15 protein-coding genes, 3 tRNA genes and 1 pseudogene are annotated in these 20,359 nt (G+C 61.6%); 9 read left to right on the top strand and 10 right to left on the bottom strand.

Annotated features, from left to right (window positions below; all coding sequences use genetic code 11):
* The 4 genes and pseudogenes from APH27_RS26655 to APH27_RS21910 form a co-directional block, all read left to right on the top strand.
* Positions 1-327, top strand: a pseudogene (locus tag APH27_RS26655) (hypothetical protein); the annotation flags it as partial.
* Between the two features lie 197 nt (positions 328-524).
* Positions 525-1,370, top strand: coding sequence for a DUF6502 family protein (locus tag APH27_RS21920; protein WP_060485900.1), 846 nt, complete (start codon positions 525-527; stop codon positions 1,368-1,370).
* Positions 1,367-3,082, top strand: a complete 1,716-nt coding sequence (locus APH27_RS21915; protein WP_060485899.1) for a DUF5666 domain-containing protein — start codon at positions 1,367-1,369, stop codon at positions 3,080-3,082. The genes APH27_RS21920 and APH27_RS21915 overlap by 4 nt, the downstream gene beginning before the upstream one ends.
* A 54-nt stretch (positions 3,083-3,136) precedes the next feature.
* Positions 3,137-3,886, top strand: coding sequence for a hypothetical protein (locus APH27_RS21910; RefSeq protein ID WP_060485898.1), 750 nt, complete (start codon positions 3,137-3,139; stop codon positions 3,884-3,886).
* Between the two features lie 69 nt (positions 3,887-3,955).
* Here the strand turns inward: APH27_RS21910 and rimO are convergent, their stop codons facing one another.
* Positions 3,956-5,287 (bottom strand): 30S ribosomal protein S12 methylthiotransferase RimO, encoded by a 1,332-nt coding sequence (gene rimO, locus APH27_RS21905; protein WP_027919973.1) that lies wholly within the window; start codon positions 5,285-5,287, stop codon positions 3,956-3,958.
* Between the two features lie 235 nt (positions 5,288-5,522).
* Here rimO and APH27_RS21900 point away from each other — a divergent pair, with 235 nt between their 5' ends.
* Entirely contained in the window at positions 5,523-7,433 is a 1,911-nt protein-coding gene (locus APH27_RS21900) for a potassium transporter Kup (protein WP_027919972.1), read from the top strand.
* Between the two features lie 33 nt (positions 7,434-7,466).
* Here the strand turns inward: APH27_RS21900 and APH27_RS21895 are convergent, their stop codons facing one another.
* The 5 genes from APH27_RS21895 to APH27_RS21875 all read right to left on the bottom strand — a co-directional run bounded on the left by APH27_RS21895 (position 7,467) and on the right by APH27_RS21875 (position 12,151).
* On the bottom strand, positions 7,467-8,759 hold the full coding sequence (locus APH27_RS21895) for a virulence factor family protein (RefSeq protein WP_027919971.1): 1,293 nt from the start codon (positions 8,757-8,759) through the stop codon (positions 7,467-7,469).
* A complete protein-coding gene (mprF, locus tag APH27_RS21890) occupies positions 8,759-11,401 on the bottom strand; it encodes a bifunctional lysylphosphatidylglycerol flippase/synthetase MprF (RefSeq protein ID WP_027919970.1) in 2,643 nt (880 codons plus the stop codon). Before mprF ends, APH27_RS21895 begins: the two co-directional genes overlap by 1 nt.
* 249 nt (positions 11,402-11,650) lie before the next feature.
* Positions 11,651-11,727: transfer RNA gene (locus tag APH27_RS21885), tRNA-Met, on the bottom strand.
* A 134-nt stretch (positions 11,728-11,861) separates the two neighbouring features.
* Positions 11,862-11,938: transfer RNA gene (locus tag APH27_RS21880), tRNA-Met, on the bottom strand.
* A gap of 136 nt (positions 11,939-12,074) precedes the next feature.
* A tRNA-Met gene (locus APH27_RS21875) sits at positions 12,075-12,151 on the bottom strand.
* Between the two features lie 208 nt (positions 12,152-12,359).
* Between APH27_RS21875 and dinB the strand changes: the two genes are divergently transcribed.
* Positions 12,360-13,418 (top strand): DNA polymerase IV, encoded by a 1,059-nt coding sequence (dinB, locus tag APH27_RS21870; protein WP_177331707.1) that lies wholly within the window; start codon positions 12,360-12,362, stop codon positions 13,416-13,418.
* Positions 13,419-13,448: 30 nt separating this feature from the next.
* Here the strand turns inward: dinB and APH27_RS21865 are convergent, their stop codons facing one another.
* The 3 genes from APH27_RS21865 to APH27_RS21855 form a co-directional block, all read right to left on the bottom strand.
* Positions 13,449-14,402 carry a hypothetical protein gene (locus APH27_RS21865; protein ID WP_060485896.1) on the bottom strand — a complete coding sequence of 318 codons (954 nt, stop codon included), beginning with the start codon at positions 14,400-14,402 and terminating at the stop codon, positions 13,449-13,451.
* Between the two features lie 20 nt (positions 14,403-14,422).
* Positions 14,423-16,138, bottom strand: coding sequence for a proline--tRNA ligase (locus APH27_RS21860; RefSeq protein ID WP_060485895.1), 1,716 nt, complete (start codon positions 16,136-16,138; stop codon positions 14,423-14,425).
* A gap of 160 nt (positions 16,139-16,298) precedes the next feature.
* The gene (locus tag APH27_RS21855) at positions 16,299-17,582 is read right to left on the bottom strand and encodes an OprD family porin (RefSeq protein ID WP_060485894.1); all 1,284 of its coding nucleotides are present in this window, start codon (positions 17,580-17,582) and stop codon (positions 16,299-16,301) included.
* Between the two features lie 740 nt (positions 17,583-18,322).
* Between APH27_RS21855 and APH27_RS21850 the strand changes: the two genes are divergently transcribed.
* On the top strand, positions 18,323-18,742 hold the full coding sequence (locus APH27_RS21850) for an HIT domain-containing protein (RefSeq protein ID WP_060485893.1): 420 nt from the start codon (positions 18,323-18,325) through the stop codon (positions 18,740-18,742).
* A gap of 1 nt (position 18,743) precedes the next feature.
* Complete coding sequence (locus APH27_RS21845; protein ID WP_027919964.1) at positions 18,744-18,950, top strand: SlyX family protein; 207 nt, start codon at positions 18,744-18,746, stop codon at positions 18,948-18,950.
* 38 nt (positions 18,951-18,988) lie between these two features.
* On the opposite strand, the gene APH27_RS27015 is transcribed toward APH27_RS21845, so the two are convergent.
* Positions 18,989-19,582 (bottom strand): cold shock domain-containing protein, encoded by a 594-nt coding sequence (locus APH27_RS27015; protein ID WP_060485892.1) that lies wholly within the window; start codon positions 19,580-19,582, stop codon positions 18,989-18,991.
* Positions 19,583-19,859: 277 nt separating this feature from the next.
* Between APH27_RS27015 and APH27_RS21835 the strand changes: the two genes are divergently transcribed.
* Positions 19,860-20,333 carry a Dps family protein gene (locus tag APH27_RS21835; protein ID WP_027919962.1) on the top strand — a complete coding sequence of 158 codons (474 nt, stop codon included), beginning with the start codon at positions 19,860-19,862 and terminating at the stop codon, positions 20,331-20,333.
* Positions 20,334-20,359: the final 26 nt, after the last annotated feature.

The raw sequence follows: 20,359 nt of genomic DNA, 5'->3' as shown, positions 1-20,359 counted from the left end.
GGCGGAAGCGGTGGTGGCAGCGGCGGCGGCCACGCAGGCAATAGCGGCAGCGGCCACGGTGAAGCAGGCCAAGGCCATGACGGCAGTTCAAACGCCGGACGCAGCAGCAACCACGCTGAAGCCGGTGATGATCATGGCAACCATGTTGGCGGTGAGCCCGGTGACGATCATGGCAATCATGTTGGTGGTGAACCTGGCGACGATCATGGCAATCACGTTGGTGGTGAACCTGGCGACGATCGTGGCAACCATGTGGGTGGCGAACCGGGTGATGACCGCGGTGCTCATGCCGCAGGCGAAGCCGGCGATGACAACAGCAGGAGCTGACTGGCAGTGAACAGCCCATACAAGACCCAGGGGACGGGTTTTGTATGAGCGGGTATCAGGCAGCACATTTGCCCTTCATCACGCATTTGCGGTGAGCGCCGACAGTTTTTTCTCATTCTGGGTGGGAAGTAGTTACAGTTTGTGTGGGATCTTTTCCCGCGCCGTACACTGGGTTCAACTGTCAAGGAATGCGCTTCATGCAATCGCCCACTTTACCCCCGTCCATGTTGAGCGCCCTGCGCAGGGTAATGCGCCCTCTGGTGCGTCTGATGCTGCGCAAGGGGGTGACCTACACGACGTTTACCGACCTGCTCAAGGAAGTGTTCGTCGATGTGGCCCATCGTGAATTTCGCCTGGGCGACAAGGTGCCGACAGACAGCCGCATCAGCCTGCTGACTGGCGTGCACCGCAAGGATGTGCGGCGGCTGCGAAGCGAAGTTGACACGTCGATCGCCGCACTGCCGGAAAACATCACCTTGGGTGCGCAATTGGTGAATGTATGGACCAGCACCCCACCGTTCTGCTCCGACGCTGGGCAGGCGTTGGCGCTGCCTCGGCTGGCCAGTGTTGGCGGCGATTGCTCGTTCGATGCCCTGGTGGCGAATGTCAGTACCGACATCCGCGGGCGAGTAGTACTGGATGAGTGGCTGCGCCTGGGCATCGTCCGGCTTGATGATCAGGATTGCGTCCACCTCGAGGCCCAGGCATTCGTGCCGCAGAAGGGCTTCGAAGAAAAAGCCGCGTACTTCGGCCATAACCTGCATGACCACGCCTGCGCTGCGGTGCATAACCTCAGCGGCGAAGGCTTGCCATTCTTCGAGCGCAGCGTGCACTACGATGCCTTGACCTCGGCCAGTGTCGACACGCTGCGCGAAGCGGTGACCAAGGACGGGATGCAGACCCTGCTGGCCTTCAGCAGGCTGGCTGCAGAACTGGAAAACACCGACGTGCCAAGCCGCGAGCAACGCCAGCGAATCACGGTCGGGCTTTATTTCTACACTGAAGCCACCGATCCCGATTCGTCGAAGACGCCGGCACCATGAGACCCCTCGCGCGCTGCCTCAGTATCGTCGCACTCGTTCTGGTTTTCGGGCTGAGCTTGGTGGCGCCTGCCTGGGTGGCTGCAGCACCGGTTTGTGTCAGCCGTGATGAAGTGGGGATGGCCGGTGCAGCGGGCATGCAGTTCCCCGGGGGAGTGGGTGGTACCGGTGCCAGGACCGGCGGTGTTGGCGGCACTGGCGTGCGCAGCGAGAACGGTGGCGTGGGCGGCACAGGTGCGCCGAGCCAGCAGCGCCCCGGCGGCACTGGCGGTACCGGTGCGGTCGCGGAGGGCGTCGACGCTAGCTTCATCGATCGCGGCCATGGCGGTGTGGGCGGTAGTGGCGCGCCGATCCAGCGTCCGGGCGGTACCGGTGGCACGGGAATCGTCGGCACCATCACCGGGTTCGCGTCGATCTGCGTCAATGGCCAGGAGGTGCACTACGGCAAGGATGTACCCGTGAGTCAGAATGGTGCTCCTGCCAGCAGCGCTCATCTGGCGATAGGGCAGGTTGTCGCGGTGGAGGCCTATGGCACACAGCGCGGCCTGCAAGCGGGGCGCATTGCGATCCTCAACGTTTACGAAGGGCCACTGACTGCACTGCCTAATGCATCGCAGCCACTGCGGGTCATGGGCCAACCTGTGCGGCTTGCCGCTGGGGCGCGGGTGGCTGAAGGGCTGCGCCCGGGCGAACCGGTCAGGGTCAGCGGCCTGCGCGACGCTGCTGGAGAAGTGGTGGCAAGCCGTATCGAGCGGGCACCTGGGCTCAGAGAGGCCAGTGCCATTGGTGCGATCGACCACCCCGGTAGCCTCCAGGGGCTCAAGCTCGGGACCCGCGTGGCACCGGCGCGGGAAGTGCTGGTGCGTGGTCAATGGACCGGGCGCCAGCTGGAAGTGGCGCAAACCCGCCCAGACCCGAGCCTGCCGTTTGCTGGCCGCGTGCAGACAGCTGTGATCGAGGGGCTGGTGCAGCGTACCCAGGCGCATCAGCTGGTGGTGGCGGGCATCAATGTGACGCTGGGGCAGGATACCGTGATCGTCGGCAGACAGCCTGCGGCAGTTGCGCTCGACCAACGCGTGCGGGTAAGCGGGGTCTTCAGTGCTGCGCATGAGCTAAGGGCATCTAGCATCGAGTTCCACGACGATCGCCCCGACAATTCGGGCAGAGGGCATTCGGGGCGCGGCAGCGAACACGGTAAAAGCGGCTCGGGAAGCTCGAGCAACAGTGGCCAGGGTGAACGTGGTCTCTCCAGCACCCGCAACGAAGGCAGTGATGAGCAGCGTGGACGGCGTTCGGATAGCGGTTCCAGTGGCCATGACAGCGTTGGAAGTGAGGACAGATCTGGAAGGTCGGGGCATATCGATAGCGTGGAGGAGCGCGAGACCAGTAACAGCGGCAGCTCTGGTCGGGTGGAGAAGGTCGAGGCAGTAGAAAACGTAGAGCTCGAAAAAGTCGAGAAGGTGGAAAAGGTCGAAAAAGTAGAAAAGCCCGAGAAGGTCGAGAAGGTCGAGAAGGTAGAAAGACCCGAGAAAGTCGAGAAGGTGGAAAAAGTCGAGAAAGTCGAAAGACCCGAGAAGGTCGAGAAGGTGGAAAAGGTCGAGAAAGTCGAAAAGCCTGAAAAAGTCGAGAAAGTGGAAAAAGTCGAAAAGGTGGAAAGACCCGAAACGGTAGAGAAGGTCGAAAAAGTCGAGCATCCAGAGCGTTCCGGGCATTAGGTAACTAGGCTGGGTAAGTCAGATCACACTTCCCGATGCAATACTGAGGTGCAGATGCGACCTACGCTCCCTCTTTTCGCCTGTTTGTTGTCCTGTACCAGTGTGCCGGTTCTGGCCGATGCCTTCAGCGCCTCCATTGGCATGGACTATTCGAGTGGCGACTATGGCACGGGTACCACTTCGGAAATCTGGTACGTCCCCGTGGTCGGCAAATATGAAACCGGCCCCATGACTTACAAAGTCACCGTGCCCTGGCTGCGCATCACCAACCCTGAAGTAGGCCCGAATGGCGACCCCTTGCCTGGTGGCTGCCATGCAGTGGAGAGCGGGTTGGGCGACACGGTTGCCAGCGCAGGTTATGCATTGCTCGATGGCAGTGACGGTGGCCTGATGCTGGACCTCATCGGCAAGGTCAAATTTCCCACTGCTGATGAAAAGCAGTGCCTGGGCACGGGTGAGTACGACTTTACCGGCCAGGTTGATATCGCCAAGGCGTTCGGCCCGCTGACCGGCTTCGCAACCCTGGGCTGGAAGAAGTTCGGCGACCCGCCTGACAGCGACTTCAGAGATCCGATATTTGTTAGCCTGGGCTTTGCCATTCCTGTGGCGCAGCGTACCTCGGTGGGCGCCTCGTACGACTGGCGGCAGAAAGTCGTCTCGACGGGGTCACAGATCCAGGAACTGACTCTGTTCCTGACCCATAAGCTCAACCGGGAATGGAAAGTTCAACTGTATGCGGTCAAGGGCTTTTCCGACGCCAGCCCTGATGCAGAAGGTGGACTGATGGTTTTTCATACCTTCTGATAAAAAAGCCCCTGCCGGGTATTTCCACATTGGGAATACCCGGCAGGGGCTTTTCATGTGCGGGCCGCGTTAAACGGGTTCAGCCCACATGTCGTACTCATCGGCATCCACCACACGGCAACGCACTTTGTCGCCCGGCTTGAAGCCATGGTTACCGTCGATGAACACGCTGCCGTCGATTTCCGGGGCATCGAAGAAGCTGCGGCCAACCGAGCCCTGCTCCTCGACTTCGTCGATCAGCACGTCGATTTCCTTGCCGATGCGCAGTTGCAGGCGGGCGGCGCTGATGGCTTGCTGGTGCGCCATGAAGCGGTCCCAACGGTCCTGCTTGACGTCATCCGGTACGTCTTCCAGGCCCAGGTCATTGGCCGGGGCGCCTTCGACCGGCGAGTACTGGAAACAGCCGACGCGGTCGAGCTGGGCTTCGGTGAGCCAGTCCAGCAGGTACTGGAAGTCTTCCTCGGTCTCGCCAGGGAAGCCGACGATGAAGGTCGAGCGGATCACCAGCTCAGGGCACTGCTCGCGCCAGTTCTTGATGCGTGCCAGGGTACGGTCTTCGAAGGCTGGGCGCTTCATCGACTTGAGTACCTTGGGGCTTGCGTGCTGGAACGGGATGTCCAGGTACGGCAGGATCTTGCCGGCGGCCATCAGCGGGATCACGTCGTCGACGTTCGGGTACGGGTAGACGTAGTGCAGGCGCACCCAGGCACCCAGGCTGCTCAGCGCTTCGCACAGTTCGAGCATGCGGGTCTTGACCGGGCGGCCATTCCAGAAGTCGGTCTTGTATTTGACGTCGACGCCGTAGGCGCTGGTGTCCTGGGAGATCACCAGGATTTCCTTGACGCCGGCCTTGACCAGGCGCTCGGCTTCGCTCAGCACTTCACCGACCGGGCGGCTGACCAGCTTGCCGCGCATCGACGGGATGATGCAGAAGCTGCAGCTGTGGTTACAGCCTTCGGAGATCTTCAGGTAGGCGTAGTGGCGCGGGGTCAGCTTGACACCCTGTGGCGGCACCAGGTCGATCAGCGGGTTGTGGTCCTGGCGTGGCGGCACCACTTCGTGCACGGCATTGACCACCTGCTCGTACTGCTGCGGGCCGGTCACCGACAGCACGCTCGGGTGCACGTCACGGATGCTGCCTTCTTCGACACCCATGCAGCCGGTGACGATGACCTTGCCGTTTTCCTTGATCGCTTCACCGATCACTTCCAGCGACTCGGCCTTGGCGCTGTCGATGAAGCCGCAGGTGTTGACCACCACTACATCGGCATCCTCGTAGGTGGGCACGACTTCATAGCCTTCCATGCGCAGCTGGGTCAGGATGCGCTCGGAATCGACCAGGGCCTTGGGGCAACCCAGGCTGACGAAACCAACCTTGGGGGTGGCGGGAGTGGTGGACATGACTAACCTCGGTATTGAATGCAGTTCGCCCTGGCGCAGCCGGGGGCGATCTTGACGGACGCTTTTGGCGCCTCTGATCAAAAAGTGCGCAATTCTAGCGAGCGCACGGTCGCTTGACCAGCAGAAAAGCGACGAACGCTGCGCTATGCTTCGCGCCATTGCGCCGGGGTCATTGCATGCCCCTGACGCAGGAGTGAATTCTACCGGCCTTCAAGGCCATCTGCGGGAGTGTTCGATGGTTCAGGCAAGCAGTCACGCCGAAGGCGGGCACGCGGGGAAGCAGGGCGCGACACGGTCGCTGGGCCTGCTCGTGGCAGCGGTCGGGGTGGTTTATGGCGATATCGGTACCAGCCCCTTGTATACCCTTAAAGAGGTCTTTACCGGCGGTTACGGGGTGCCGGTCAACCATGATGGTGTGCTGGGCATCCTCTCGTTGATCCTCTGGTCGCTGCTGTGGGTAGTGTCGTTCAAGTATGTGATGTTCATCCTGCGTGCCGACAACCAGGGCGAGGGCGGCACCATGGCATTGACCGCGCTGGCGCGACGGGCCACGGCGGCTTATCCGCGGCTGCGTGCGCTGATGGTTGTCTGCGGCCTGATCGGCGCCTCGCTGTTCTACGGTGACAGCATGATCACGCCGGCGGTATCGGTGTTGTCCGCCGTTGAGGGCATGGGCCTGGCGTTCGAAGGCATCGACCACTGGGTAGTGCCCATTTCGCTGGTGGTGCTGGTGGCCCTGTTCCTGGTGCAGAAGCACGGTACCGACAAGATCGGCAAGCTGTTCGGCCCGATCATGGTGGTCTGGTTCCTCGCGCTTGCCGCGCTGGGCGCGCATGGCATCTCCCAGAGCCCGGAAGTGCTCAAGGCGTTCAACCCTGGTTGGGCAGTGAATTTCTTCATCGTCCACCCCGGCATGGGGGTGGCCATTCTCGGTGCCGTGGTGCTGGCGCTGACCGGTGCCGAGGCGCTGTATGCCGACATGGGCCACTTCGGCCGCAAGCCGATCGCCCGCGCCTGGTTCGCGTTGGTGCTGCCGGCGTTGGTGCTCAACTATTTTGGCCAGGGGGCAATATTGCTGCAGAACCCCGAGGCCGCCCGTAACCCGTTCTACCTGCTGGCGCCAGGCTGGGCGTTGCTGCCGATGGTCGGGCTGGCGACCATGGCCACGGTGATCGCCTCGCAGGCGGTAATCTCAGGGGCCTTCTCCCTGACCCGCCAAGCCATCCAGCTTGGCTACATTCCGCGTATGCAGATCCAGCACACCTCCAGCGACGAGCAGGGGCAGATCTACATCGGTGCGGTGAACTGGACCTTGATGGTCGGCGTGGTGCTGCTGGTGATCGGCTTCGAGTCCTCGGGCGCCCTGGCGGCGGCTTATGGAGTGGCCGTGACCGGGACCATGCTGATGACCACCATCCTGGTGTCGGCGGTGATGCTGCTGCTGTGGAAATGGCCACCCGTGCTGGCGGTACCGATCCTGGTGGGCTTTCTCCTTGTCGATGGTCTGTTCTTCGCCGCCAACGTGCCGAAGATCGTCCAGGGTGGTGCCTTCCCGGTGCTGGCTGGCGGCGTGCTGTTCCTGCTGATGAGCACCTGGAAGCGCGGCAAGCAGATTTTGGTGGAGCGTATCGATGAAGGCGGGCTGCCGCTGCCGGTGTTCATCAGTAGCATCCGCGTGCAGCCGCCGCATCGGGTCGAGGGCACGGCGGTGTTCCTGACGGCGCGGGCAGATGCGGTGCCCCATGCGCTGTTGCACAACATGCTGCATAACCAGGTGCTGCACAGCCAGGTGGTGTTATTGACGGTGGTAAGTGAAGACCGTCCACGGGTACCGGAACAAGAGCGTTTCGAAGTCGAGGCCTACGGTGACGGCTTCTTCCGTGTGCTGCTGCACTTTGGCTTCATGGACGAGCCGGATGTGCCGGCGGCGTTGAAGTTGTGCCACCTGGACGAGCTGGATTTCAGCCCGATGCGTACCACCTACTTCCTCAGCCGGGAAACGGTGATTGCGTCGCGTCTGGAGGGGATGTCGCGTTGGCGGGGCAACCTGTTTGCGTTCCTGCTGAAGAATGCCAACGGTAACTTGCGCTTCTTCAACCTGCCGTTGAACCGGGTTATCGAACTGGGGACTCAGGTCGAGATTTGAAGTGCCGGGGCCGCAAGGCGGCCCCAGGCATTTTCAGTTTTGTGCAGCGACGCTGGACTTGCCCTGGCGGGTCTCGATCTCGTCGATCAGGCGCTTGGCCAGCGCCGGGTAGTTCTCATCGAAGTGATGGCCGCCTGGCAGCTTCATGCGCTCGCCTACAGCAGTCTTGTCGGTGCAGCCGCTCTCGTCGGTTTCTTCCACGCCGTACACGCAGACCACCTTGGATGCCGGCAGCCTGGCCATTTCCGGGCCGGTAGGCGCTTCCTGGCCTTCCTTGCCCAACCAACCCTCAACCTCGATCTCGAAGCTGCCACTGCGCGCGAACGCCAGCAGCACGACCGCGTCGATGCGCTGCTGGTCTTCGGCCGGCAAGCGGTTGTAGATGGCCGGCAGCACATCGGCGCCGAACGAGTAACCGGTCAGCACGAAACGCTTGGTGCCCCACTTCTGACGGTAGTGCTGCATCAGCTCCGACAGGTCGGCGGCGCTTTGCTCCGGGGTTTTGTGCTGCCAGTAGTAGCGCAGGGTGTCGATACCGACCACGGGGTAACCGAGCTTGGCCATTTCACCGGCCACATCGCGGTCCAGGTCGCGCCAGCCGCCGTCACCGGACAGGAACAGGGTGACAGTGTCGGTGGTCTGGCCGGCTGGCACTTCCACCACCGGGATGGCTAGGGCGTTGCCGTCGCGACCGACCAGGGCCTGGGTCAGCTGAGCCTTGAGCACCTGTGGCAGGTGGATGTCGTAGTCACTGATGCTGGTTTCGGCGTTGGCCTGGTCGCGCACGAATGCGGCGCTGGCGTCGTCCGGGTTGTCGTTCCAGGCGACGTTCCAGTGGCCGTGGGCGGCCGACTTCGGCAGCTCGGCCTTGCAGCCCGGCTGCTCCAGGGTGAAGTCGACCGAGATGGCCCGTGCCTTGTCGTCACTCTGGGAGGCCAGCCAGCGCCATGCCTGGGCTGCGCCTGGGCCAATGCCGGCGACCAGGGTCGGTTTGTCGGAAAGCTGGGTCAGTGCCTGATCCATGGCTTGTTGCTGTTTGGTGCAGTCATTCGGCGGCAGGATCACCTGCACCAGTTGTGCCTCGGCGGCCTGGCTCAGGTCCAGCAACTGCTTGTCGGTCAGGGCCTGGTCCTGGGGGACGCCGATGGCGACCCGCGCCTTGGCGTGCACGCCCGGGGTGACGCGGATGATGCTGGTGTCATTGAGGGTCAGCTGCTCCAGCCGTGCCTCGGGGGCAGGGCGGGCCCACAGCCAAAAGCCCGCGGCGCCAGCCAGGGCGGCCAGCAACAGGGGAATCAGTACGTACAGCCAATAGCGTCGGATCATCAACGTTTCACCAATCCAGTCAGGCCGCCGGCAATCAGGGCGGCAGTATCGGCCAGTGCCACCAGCGGGTCGAGCCCGGCTGGCACGGCCATGTAACGAGGTTCCCAGTCCGGCTGGAACTTGTCCTTGAAGCGCCGCAGGCCCTGGAAGTTATAGAGCTGCTCACCACGACGGAACACCATCGAGCCCAGGCGCTGGGTCAAGGGCGCACCCCGTCGTGGCTGCAGGCCGGAAAGCGGAACCATGCCCAGGCTGAAGCGGCCGTAGTCACGGCTTTTGTAATGCAGGATCAAGCCGATCATCATGAATTCCATGGTCAGCTTCGGCGCCTCGGGGTGGGCGCGCATCAGGTCGAGGCTGGCCAGTTCGTTGCTGTGGGTTTCCAGCAGGTTGGCAAAGGCCACCGGCCGGCCCTGGTAACGAATCAAGGCGATACGGAAGTGTTGCAGGTACTCGGGGCTGAAGCGCCCCAGCGAGAAGCCTTTCTCGCGCACGTTCTTGCCGCCGAGCCAGGCGTCGGAGATTTCCTTTAGCTCGGCCAGCGGTGCCTGGCCAGGTTCGTGGATCTCCAGGCTCAGGCCATCCCGGCCACCGCGGTTCCAGGTGTAGCGCAGGTCCTTCATTTCCTTGCCCTTGGCTTCCAGGTCGAAGCGGCGCAGGTCGACTCGCGCTTCCTCGCCAAGCTTCAGGGCAGTCAGGCCGATATCCATGTAGAACGGCAAGTTTTCCGCGCGCACCTGGTAGAACACCGGGCGGGCGTGGTGCAGGTCGCACAGGTCGCGGAACTGCCAGATCATCTCGGCGCGCTCCTGGGCCGGGCCGATCGGGTCGTACAAGGCCACCAGGCTGCGGCCGCGACGGGCATACATGAGGAAGGCATTGTCACTGGGGTGGAACAGCAATGCCTTGTCGCCAGTCAATGCCAGGCCACCATCGGGCTGGTCGGAGGCCAGCAGGATGCGGTTGGCGCGTTGCAGTTCGGTGTCATCAGGCAGGTGAATGACCGGACGGGCGGTGCGCAGCAGCCAGGTCAGGGCGACGATCACCAGCAGAACCGCGCTGCCCAGGGCAGCACGCAGGCCGCGCGGTGCGTCGGCGTCGAGGGTGAATTGCCACCACAGCTTGTGGGTATAGGGCACGTCCTGGTAAGCGAACAGCAGCAGCCACACCGAAGCGCCGACCACACAGGCGCTGGCCACCAGGTACACCGGCGAGAACGGCAGCTCGAGCAGCCGGCTCGGCCGGTAGAACGAGCGGCGGAAAATGGCCAGCAGCGCGGCGGTCAGGGTCAGCAGGCTGGCTTCTTCCCAATCGAAGCCTTTAAGTATCGACAGCAACGCGCCGACCAGCAGCAGCACGGTGGTCAGCAGCCAGGCCGCCGACAGGCGCCGGCGCAGGCCCTGGGCCAGCAGCAGGCAGAGTACGCCAATCAGGCTGGCGCCGAAGTGCGAGGCGTCGATCAGCCGGTGTGGCACGAGGAAGCCCATGTGCTCCAGCCGCGTGTCGATTTCCGGGGTGGCGCCGGAGAACAGCAGCACCACGCCCGACAGGAACACCAGAATCGCCAGGATCGGTGCGCCCAGGCCTGAAGCCGCCTTGATTGCCTGCTGGGCGAACAGCAGGCGGCGTGCCTCGTTGGCCAGCAACAGCACGCAGGCCAGCAGCAGTGGCAGTACCACGTAGATCAGCCGGTACAGCAGCAGGGCGGCGGCCAGCGGCGCGGCGCCGAGTTGGTCGGCAAAGGCAGCCAGCAGGATCGCTTCAAACACCCCTACGCCACCCGGCACATGGCTGAGCACCCCGGCGGCCAGGGCCAGCAGGTAGACCAGCACGAAGGCGCCGAAGGGCGGCGCCTCCGGCAGCAGCAGGTAGAGCACGGTGGCGGCAGCGGCCACATCCAGTGCGGTGATCAGCAATTGCAGGGCCGCCAGGCGGCCACCGGGTAGGCGCAGGGTGCGACGCCCCAGTTGGACCAGCAGGCTGTCGGCCAACGGTTGTTCTGGCAGGCGGCGGCGATACAGCCCGATCACCAGCAGGGCAGTGACGGCCAGCACGGCGATGGCGATGCCGGCCAGCACCGTCGCGGGCAAGCGCAGAGCCGCTGCCGCCGCCGGCAGGTTGCTCAAGGTGGCCAATGCCGCCAGTGGTGGCAGCGCGCAACCCAGGGACAGGCTGGCAAACACGGTCATGCGCGCGACTTCGGCGGCGCCGAGGCCCTGGCGCGCGTAGAGCCGGTAGCGCACCGAGCCACCCGAAAGCATCGACAGGCCGATGGCGTTACCGATGGCAAAGGCGCTGAAGCCACCCATCAGCAAGGTTCGCGGGGGCAGCTTGACGGCTGCATAACGGCTGGCCGACCACTCGTAACCCAGCAGGATCACGAACCCAGCGACTGTCGCCAACAGGGCGCCGATCAGTGACCGTGCCGGTACGTCGAGCATGGCATCGTGGAGGGCGTAGATGTCCAGTTCGCTCAACAGATGCCGGCAAGCAATCAGCGCCATGGCAAACAGCAGCAAGGTCACGGCCAGGCCAATCGGCTGACGGTAACGGCTCATCCGCTCCAGCCAAGGCAAGCGCTGGGTAGCCGCCGGCAGTGCCGAGGCTAGAGGCACCTGAGGTTCAGGGGTGTGCGATGTCATGAGATGCCTCGAGCGTGCTGCGCGAGGAGGGGGAGAGCTGCGGCCAAGTTAAAGTCCCTTTGGTAAACGTATCCAGATATTACTCCGGGCAACGTTACTTTCAGTCGTCCGGCAGTGTTAAAGATAGTTCATCCTATAAGACGACACCTCAAGCAAGCGGGTTTGCTTGAGGCTGATGGAATTTTCAGGCGACGAAATGCAACAAACCCCGCGCTGCTGTTACACAGGCGGGGTTTGTTCTGACGAATATGGTTGCGGGAGCCGGATTTGAACCGACGACCTTCGGGTTATGAGCCCGACGAGCTACCAGGCTGCTCCATCCCGCGTCAGAGGTGCGCATTCTATAGAGTTGGGCGTTCAAGTCAAGAACTAACTGCAAAGTGACGCACAATTAATTCTGGTCCTGATTTCCAGGCAAAAGAAAAAGGCCACTGCGTTAACAGTGGCCTTTTCTCGAATCTGGTTGCGGGAGCCGGATTTGAACCGACGACCTTCGGGTTATGAGCCCGACGAGCTACCAGGCTGCTCCATCCCGCGCCTGTGGGATCGAATTCTACAGCGTAAGCAGCGAGTGTCAAGCGCTACTTGTTGATTTCCTTGATTTTTCTTTAGCCAGTTAAAAACTGGGCAAAAGAAAAAGGCCACTGCATTAACAGTGGCCTTTTCTCGAATCTGGTTGCGGGAGCCGGATTTGAACCGACGACCTTCGGGTTATGAGCCCGACGAGCTACCAGGCTGCTCCATCCCGCGCCTGTGAGATCGAATTCTACGGGTTTTCTTGCCCATGTCAAGCGATATCGTGAAAAACCCTTTTTCGTTCAATCTCTTAGCGTTAACGTCCGGCTGCGGGTCAGGCGTGGTGCGGCTTTCAAGCCGATTATCGAAGCAGGCTGTCTCAGTGCCAGCAGCATGCGCTAATATCTGTATGAATTTACAGTGGTGGCCGTCATCAATGTCCTTGCGCAAGATCATCCATATCGACTGCGATTGCTTTTACGCCGCTATCGAAATGCGTGACGACCCGCGCCTGGCCGGTCGCCCCATGGCAGTGGGTGGCTCCCCGGACCGTCGCGGGGTAATCGCCACCTGCAATTATGAGGCGCGTGCCTACGGCGTGCGTTCAGCCATGTCGTCCCGGCATGCCCTCAAGCTTTGCCCCGACCTTGAAATCGTCAAGCCGCGCTTCGAAGCCTATCGGGAAGCTTCGCGCGAGATTCATGCCATTTTTCGTGACTACACCGACTTGATCGAGCCGTTGTCACTGGATGAAGCGTATCTGGATGTCAGTGACAGCCAGTGGTATGCGGGAAGCGCTACACGAATTGCTGAAGACATTCGCCGTCGGGTCGCCCGTACCTTGCATATCACCGTGTCCGCAGGGGTGGCGCCAAACAAGTTTCTGGCCAAGATCGCCAGCGACTGGCGCAAACCCAATGGCATATTCGTGATTACCCCGGACCAGGTCGAGACCTTCGTGGCTGCCTTGCCGGTGGCCAAGCTGCATGGTGTGGGCAAGGTGACCGCCGACAAGTTGAACCGCCTGGGTATCGATACCTGTCTTGACTTGCGAGAGTGGTCGCGGCTGGCATTGGCGCGCGAATTCGGCAGTTTTGGCGAGCGACTGTGGGGGTTGGCGCGTGGCATTGATGAGCGTGCCGTTCACAACGATAGCCGCAGGCAGTCGGTCAGCGTCGAAAATACATACGACAACGACCTGCCGGATCTGGCCAGTTGCCTCGAACGTTTACCTGAGCTGCTCGACAGCCTTAATGAGCGGATTGCCCGAATGGACAGCAGTTACCGCCCGGACAAGCCGTTCGTCAAGGTCAAGTTCCATGACTTCAGCCAGACGACCATGGAGCAGGCGGGGGCGGGCAGGGACCTGGAAAGCTACCGCCAGTTGCTGCGTCAGGCGTTCGCTCGCGGTGGCAAACCGGTGCGCTTGTTGGGGGTGGGGGTAAGGTTGCGGGACCTGCGCGGGGCGCATGAGCAGCTGGAGTTGTTCCCAGCCAAATGAAAGGGCTGCAAAGCAGCCCCTTCTATATAGTTACTGCATGCCTGGGTCAGCGACCAACCGGCCAGTGGCCTTGGTCAGTGCCGTCAGGAATTCCTGCTGCAGTTCCGGATCGTTGCGTGTCAGCTCGATCAGGCTCTGCTCCATCTCGCTGGCTTCCTCTTCCAGGCCCAGCTCGGACAAGCGCTTGACCCGGTGTACCCACTGGCCGACATCGTCATCCTCGAGGTCATCGAAGATCAGCTCATGGGCTTCACGCAGCTTGTTGCGCAAGTTTGCGCTGACCAACAGGCTGGCATCGCCGCGCACGCCGTTGTCCTCGTCGACCACTTGCATGTGCAGGGTGCCGACGTGATTCAGGTGCTGTTCAGAGAACGGGCTGTCCAGCAGGTTCAGGCGCAACACGCCGTTCCTGTCGGTGGTCAGCTCGTGGGTCATCTTGCCAGCCTTGACTTCGACGAGGCGCTCGCTCCAGGGCACGCTGGTGAACTCTTCGCGCTTGTCCTTCTGAACTTCGCTGATGCCCGCCAGGTTCTGCTGAGCGCGCCCGTTGGACGGCGTGTTCATGAACGGATTGAGGCCATCCACGCCATAGCTGAGCCAGTCGTGGGTCATGCTCTGCGGCAGGTTGCCGAGGGCGAACACGTTGACCACGTTGGCCCCTATCCCGGCCACCACAGCTACCGCACCCAGCGGGATCTCGTAGATCTCCCGCCAAGGCTGGTACGGGGTGTAGCGGTCGTAGCGACGGGTGACCTCGTAATCGGTCACCTCGAAACGCTTCTGTTCATGGATGCGCACACGCCGTTGCGGAAGCTCCATCACCTTCGGCTCGCCGACATCGATCTGCAGGGTGTGCTCGAGCAGCTTGCGCTCGACGCGCTCCTCATGGTCGCTGCGCTGGGACATCTGGTTGGCGCAACCGCTGACGAGCAGGGTGCCGCACAGTGCGGCGCCCCCCAGGGTAAAGGTACTTCGCTTGGACATGATTACTCGTGCATTGATTATCAGCGGCGAACGCGGGCCTGCAGGAAGGACAGCACTTCATTGAGCGGCAGCGGTTGGGCGTCCTGCTCGGTGCGGTGCTTGTACTCCAGGTTGCCGTCGGCCAGGCCGCGGTCGCTGACGACGATGCGGTGTGGAATGCCGATCAGCTCCATGTCGGCGAACTTGATGCCGGGGCTGGTCTTCTTGTCGCGGTCGTCCAGCAGCACCTCGTAGCCGGCTGCGGTCAGTTCGGCGTACAGCTTGTCGGTTGCCTCGCGGACCACGTCGGTTTCGTAACGCAGTGGTACCAGGGCAATCTGGAACGGTGCCAGGGCGTCGTTCCAGATGATGCCTTTGTCATCGTAGCTCTGCTCGATGGCGGCGGCGACCACGCGGGACACGCCAATGCCGTAGCAGCCCATGGACAGGGTTACCGGCTTGCCGTTCTCGCCCAGTACCTGGCATTTGAGTGCTTCGCTGTACTTGGTGCCGAGCTGGAAGATGTGGCCAACTTCGATGCCGCGCTTGATCACCAAGGTACCCTTGCCGTCCGGGCTTGGGTCGCCTTCGACGACATTGCGCAGGTCGGCAACCTGTGGAACCGGCAGGTCACGCTCCCAGTTCACGCCAAAGTAGTGCTTGTCGTCGATGTTGGCGCCGATGCCGAAGTCGCTCATCAGGGCGACCGAGCGGTCAATCACGACTTCCAGCGGCAGGTTCAGCGGGCCGAGCGAGCCGGCGCCGGCACCAATGGCCTCGCGCAGTTCGGCATCGGTGGCCATGACCAGCGGGTCGGCAACCTGTTCCAGCTTGGCGGCCTTGATTTCGTTGAGCTCGTGGTCGCCGCGGACGATCAGGGCGACCAGCTTGCCCTCTTCGGCGCCGCGCACGATCAGGGTCTTGACGGTCTTTTCGATCGCCAGGCCGTGGTTTTCCACCAGCTGGGCGATGGTCTTGGCTTGCGGGGTGTCGACCAGGCGCAGTTCCTCGGTAGGAGCAGGGCGCACGGTTTCACGCGGGACGGCTTCGGCCTTCTCGATGTTGGCGGCGTAATCGGAGCTGTCGCTGAAGATCACGTCGTCTTCGCCCGACTCGGCGAGGACGTGGAATTCGTGGGAGTAGCTGCCACCGATGGAGCCGGTGTCGGCCTGCACAGGGCGGAAGTCCAGGCCCAGGCGGGTGAAGACGTTGGTGTACGCCTGGTGCATGCGGTCGTAGGTTTCCTGCAGGGAAGCCTGGTCGGCATGGAAGGAGTAGGCGTCCTTCATGATGAATTCGCGGCCGCGCATCAGGCCGAAGCGTGGGCGAATCTCGTCACGGAATTTGGTCTGGATCTGGTACATGTTGAGTGGCAGCTGCTTATAGCTGGACAGCTCGTTGCGGGCCAGATCGGTGATCACTTCTTCGTGGGTCGGGCCGACGCAGAAGTCGCGCTGGTGGCGGTCTTTCAGGCGCAGCAGCTCGGGACCGTATTGTTCCCAGCGGCCGGATTCCTGCCACAGCTCGGCAGGCTGGATGCTTGGCATCAGCACTTCCAGGGCGCCGGCGGCGTTCATTTCCTCGCGCACAACGTTCTCGACCTTGCGCATCACCCGCAGGCCCATCGGCAGCCAGGTGTACAGGCCGGAGGCCAGTTTGCGGATCATGCCGGCACGCAGCATGAGCTGATGGCTGATGACCACTGCGTCGGCAGGGGTTTCTTTCTGGGTGGCGAGCAAATATTGACTGGTGCGCATGGTTAGCCGTGTCGATTGCCTAAGACGTTGAAATAGCCCCGCATTGTACGGGGGCGAAACGAAGGCGTACAGAATGCCCCAGGGCGTGGCAGTTGTCAGCCAAGAAAAAGCCCGGCGAGTGTGCCGGGCTTTTTCAGGTGCGGGGCACTATAAGCCAGGCTTACAGGATGCTCAGCGGGTACTCGACGATCAGGCGCAGTTCGTCCAGCGATGGGGAGCCGTAGTAGACGCCATCGGCGGAGCGGTAGGTGGCCTGACGGACGCGGAAGCTCAGGTCCTTGGCAGGGCCTTCCTGCAGCACGTACTTGATGTCCACGTCGCGTTCCCATTCCTTGCCATTGTCGGTGCCCGCGACATTGGCGCCGGTACCGCGTACATAGCGGGTCATGAAGGTCAGGCCCGGGATACCGAATTCTGCGAAGTTCAGGTCGTAGCGAGCCTGCCAGGATTTCTCGTCTTCGGCGTTGAAGTCGGAACGGGCAACGGAGTTGGCCAGGAAGATGGTACCGCCACCATCGACACCGTAGCCATAGTCGCCGTCGCCGGTGACTTTCTGATAGGCCAGGGTAAAGGTGTGAGCGCCGATGTTGTACGCACCGGACAGGCTGAACGCGCGGTTGTCCAGTTTGTCGCCATCGAATGCCTTGTAATCGGCCGAGCCTTCACTCTTGGTGTCATAGATGTTGAAGTCGAACACCAGGCCTTGCTTGTCGGAAAGCGGTACCGCCCAGTTCACGTTGGCGTAGTACTTGCGCCAGTAGTCTTCGACCTTCGAGTAGTACAGGCTGGTGGACAGGTTATCGGTGAAGGCGTAGGTGCCACCGACAACGTCGGCTTGTTTCAGGTGCAGGCTGTCGTGGTTGGTCTCGGCCTGGGCGTCCAGCGAGGTGAAGTGACCCGCGTTCAGGGTCAGCCCCTTGATTTCGTTGCTGGTGATCAGGGCGCCTTGGGTCATCTCAGGCAGCAGGCGGCTGTCGTCGGTAGCGAATACAGGCAGGGCAGTGAACTGGTCGCCCACTTTCAGCACGGTATCGGAAATGCGCAGTTTGACCGCGCCGCCGCCCTTGGAGTAGTCATCTTGCGAGCGATCGTCGGAGCCTTTAGGGAACAGGCCGGTACCGGCGCGGCCTTTGCCGCTGTCCAGTTTCAGGCCGAGCATGCCGATGGCGTCGACGCCGAAGCCCACGGTGCCTTGGGTGAAGCCGGATTCATAAGTGCCGAGGAAACCGAGGCCGGTTTCTTCAGCGCGGCTCTGACGATCGCCGGTGATAGGGTCGCGCTCGTTGTTACGGAAGTCACGGCTGAAGTACAGCATCCGAGTCTTGACGTTCAGCTTGCTGTCTTCGAGGAAACCCTTGGAATCGTCCTGGGACGAAGCCACTGCCATCTGAGAGGTCCCTGCCGCAACGGCCAGGGCGATCATGCTCCACTTCATCACGCGCATCGTGATTTGCTCCTTTGGTTTTTAGGAAGAGTACCGCTGCGCCCAAGTCTTTTAGTTATATGGGGCAGCTCTTTCTTGTTATGTCGGCGGAAATGTATAGCACGCTGACTGTTGTTGGCGATATGTCAAAAATCTTCCTTTCGGGAACTTTATAGTCATGTCGCTTTTAGGTATTTCCATGTCGCAAATCACGTCCCGGTTGATCGGGCCGTACAACGCCAGCGCTGTTCCATTACCGTAACGATTCTGTAAGTACAGATTCCGGCTAGGGAAACTCCCTGGTGTATCCAATCTCGCTGTTGTTATTTGTCGCGTCGCCTGGTCTATGCAGGTGTCGTGCCGACTTGGCGTGAAGAGAATGCAACAAGCGTGCTCAAAATTAACAACGGTTCATGAAATTTTCACAAACCCTGCTGGCAAGGGTCGAAAAGTGCCGAAAACACGGGCTGTGAGTTGTCTGATGGTGTGCCAGATTGAATGAGCACGCTAAAAGAAAAAGCTGCCATAAAAGTCAATGTGTTACCGGCAACTGTTGATCCTCAGTCATTGATGTGGGTAGAAGCGTATTGCTGCACACTTTTGTGGCCTCATTTTGGTGCGAAAAGTAGCGCTGTGTTACCGGCGTTGTGCAAGTCGTGGTGATTCATGAACTTAAAGCGTGCAGCCCTGTGCCTGGCGCATGTCGGCTGGGGCGAAGCAGGGTATCCTTGGCGCAATAGGTTTATTGCTGGAGATTGATTGTGTTTGATATGGATTCGCGTTTACAGCAGGACTCTATGGTCCTTGGCGACTTCCCACTGTGCCGTCTGTTGCTCAGCAAGGATGCCAACTACCCATGGTTCATCCTGGTGCCCAGGCGCGCAGGCGTGAGTGAGTTGTTCGACCTGAGTCAGGAAGATCAGGCGCAGCTGTGGAAAGAAGCCACCTACCTGGCCGAAACGCTCAAGCATGAGTTTGCGGCTGACAAGATGAACGTTGCCACGCTGGGTAACGTGGTCAGCCAACTGCACATGCACGTGATCGTTCGCCGCCATGGCGATGCAGCCTGGCCAGCGCCGGTCTGGGGGAGGGTGCCGGCAGTCGGGTACACACCCGAGCAGGTGGATGCCATGCGTCAGCGCCTGCGTGCACTCCTTGCTCTCGATTACCAGGAGGTCTGACATGTCGCTGGAGTCGCGCATTATTGAACTGGAAACCCGTCAGGCGTTCCAGGACGACACGATCCAGGCGCTGAATGATGTGGTGGTCGAGCAGGGGCGGGTCATCGAGCGCTTGCAGCTACAAATGGCCGAGCTGATCAAGCGTCATGAAGAGATGGTCGGGCAATACGGCAGTGAAGGGGAAGAGGCGCCGCCGCCGCACTACTGAGGGTGGCAGCCCTGGGGTTGCCCCAGGGCTGTGCAGGGTCAGCGGCGGTTGACCGCGACCACGTCTTCGGCCTGCAGGCCTTTGTCGCGATGCATGACCGAAAACTCCACGCGCTGGCCTTCGACCAGAATGCGGTGACCCTCGCCGCGGATGGCCCGGAAGTGGACAAAGATGTCGTCACCCGAATCGCGGGAAATGAAACCGAAGCCCTTGGAGGTGTTGAACCACTTCACCGTGCCGGTATCCCGCTTGCCGGCCTCCAGCGGTGCGCCTTGGCTGGCGCGCGCTTTCTTGCTGCTACGGGCGAAGCCCGCTACCAGGTGCAGGACGACGGCCAGTGCGGCGCAGACCAGCGCCGCCAGGTTGCCCATTTCCGGGCGTGCCAGCAGGGTCAAGGTCTGCAGGACCACGGCCACCACCAGCAGGGCACAGGCCAGGTATTGCAGCTGTTGCCGCGCACCGCGGTAATACAGGGGCACGACCGGGGCCAGCAGGAGGTTGAGCAGGCCGAGCAGGGCCAGGTAGACCGCGTCGGGTTGCTGCAGGAAGGGTGTTGCGTCGGGTTTTAGGCTGGGCATGAGCGATAGCAGCAAAGCCGCAACGCCCGTCACCAGATGGACGATCTTGAACATGGGTTGGCTCACAGTTGATAAGGCCGATCACAGGAAGAGCTGGCGGCACGGTGCGCATGAGGTGTAAAGCGCGAACACGTGGTGGGCCAGCCTATGCACCCGGCAATGACAGTCCGCACGGGTGGCACCCTGCCTATTTAACAGCAAAGGCGGGGGCATCTCAAACCGCAGGCGGCAGGTACCGATGGCTTGCCCTGTGTCATGGGCGCGTTGCACGAAGTATTGATACAGTGTGTCGGGCCGCTTGATCATCAAGCCTTATGGAAAGGGGAACTTCATGGCAATCGATATCGGTATCAGTGAGGAAGATCGCAAGTCCATCGTCGAAGGGCTTTCCCGCCTGTTGTCGGATACCTACGTGCTGTATCTGAAAACCCATAACTTTCACTGGAACGTCACCGGTCCGTCGTTCCGCACCCTGCACCTGATGTTCGAAGAGCAGTACAACGAACTGGCGCTGGCGGTCGACTCGATCGCCGAACGGATTCGCGCGCTGGGCTTCCCGGCACCAGGCTCTTATGCTTTTTATGCGCGACACTCCTCGATCAAGGAGGAGGAGGGCGTGCCGCATGCAGACGAAATGATCCGCCAGCTGGTCCAGGGGCAGGAAGCAGTGGTGCGTACTGCCCGCAGCATTTTCCCTGTAGTGGACAAAGTCAGCGATGAGCCGACCGCTGATCTGCTGACCCAGCGCATGCAGGTGCATGAAAAGACCGCCTGGATGCTGCGGGTTCTGCTTGACGGTAAATGATCGGTTAATCGTGTAGGACTTGTGCG

This window comes from Pseudomonas sp. NBRC 111123, assembly GCF_001320205.1.
In the GTDB taxonomy this organism is placed as follows: Bacteria; Pseudomonadota; Gammaproteobacteria; order Pseudomonadales; family Pseudomonadaceae; genus Aquipseudomonas; species Aquipseudomonas putida_J.
The sequence above is the reverse complement of the archived record's forward strand: the minus strand, read 5'-3'. Positions and strand labels throughout refer to the sequence as shown.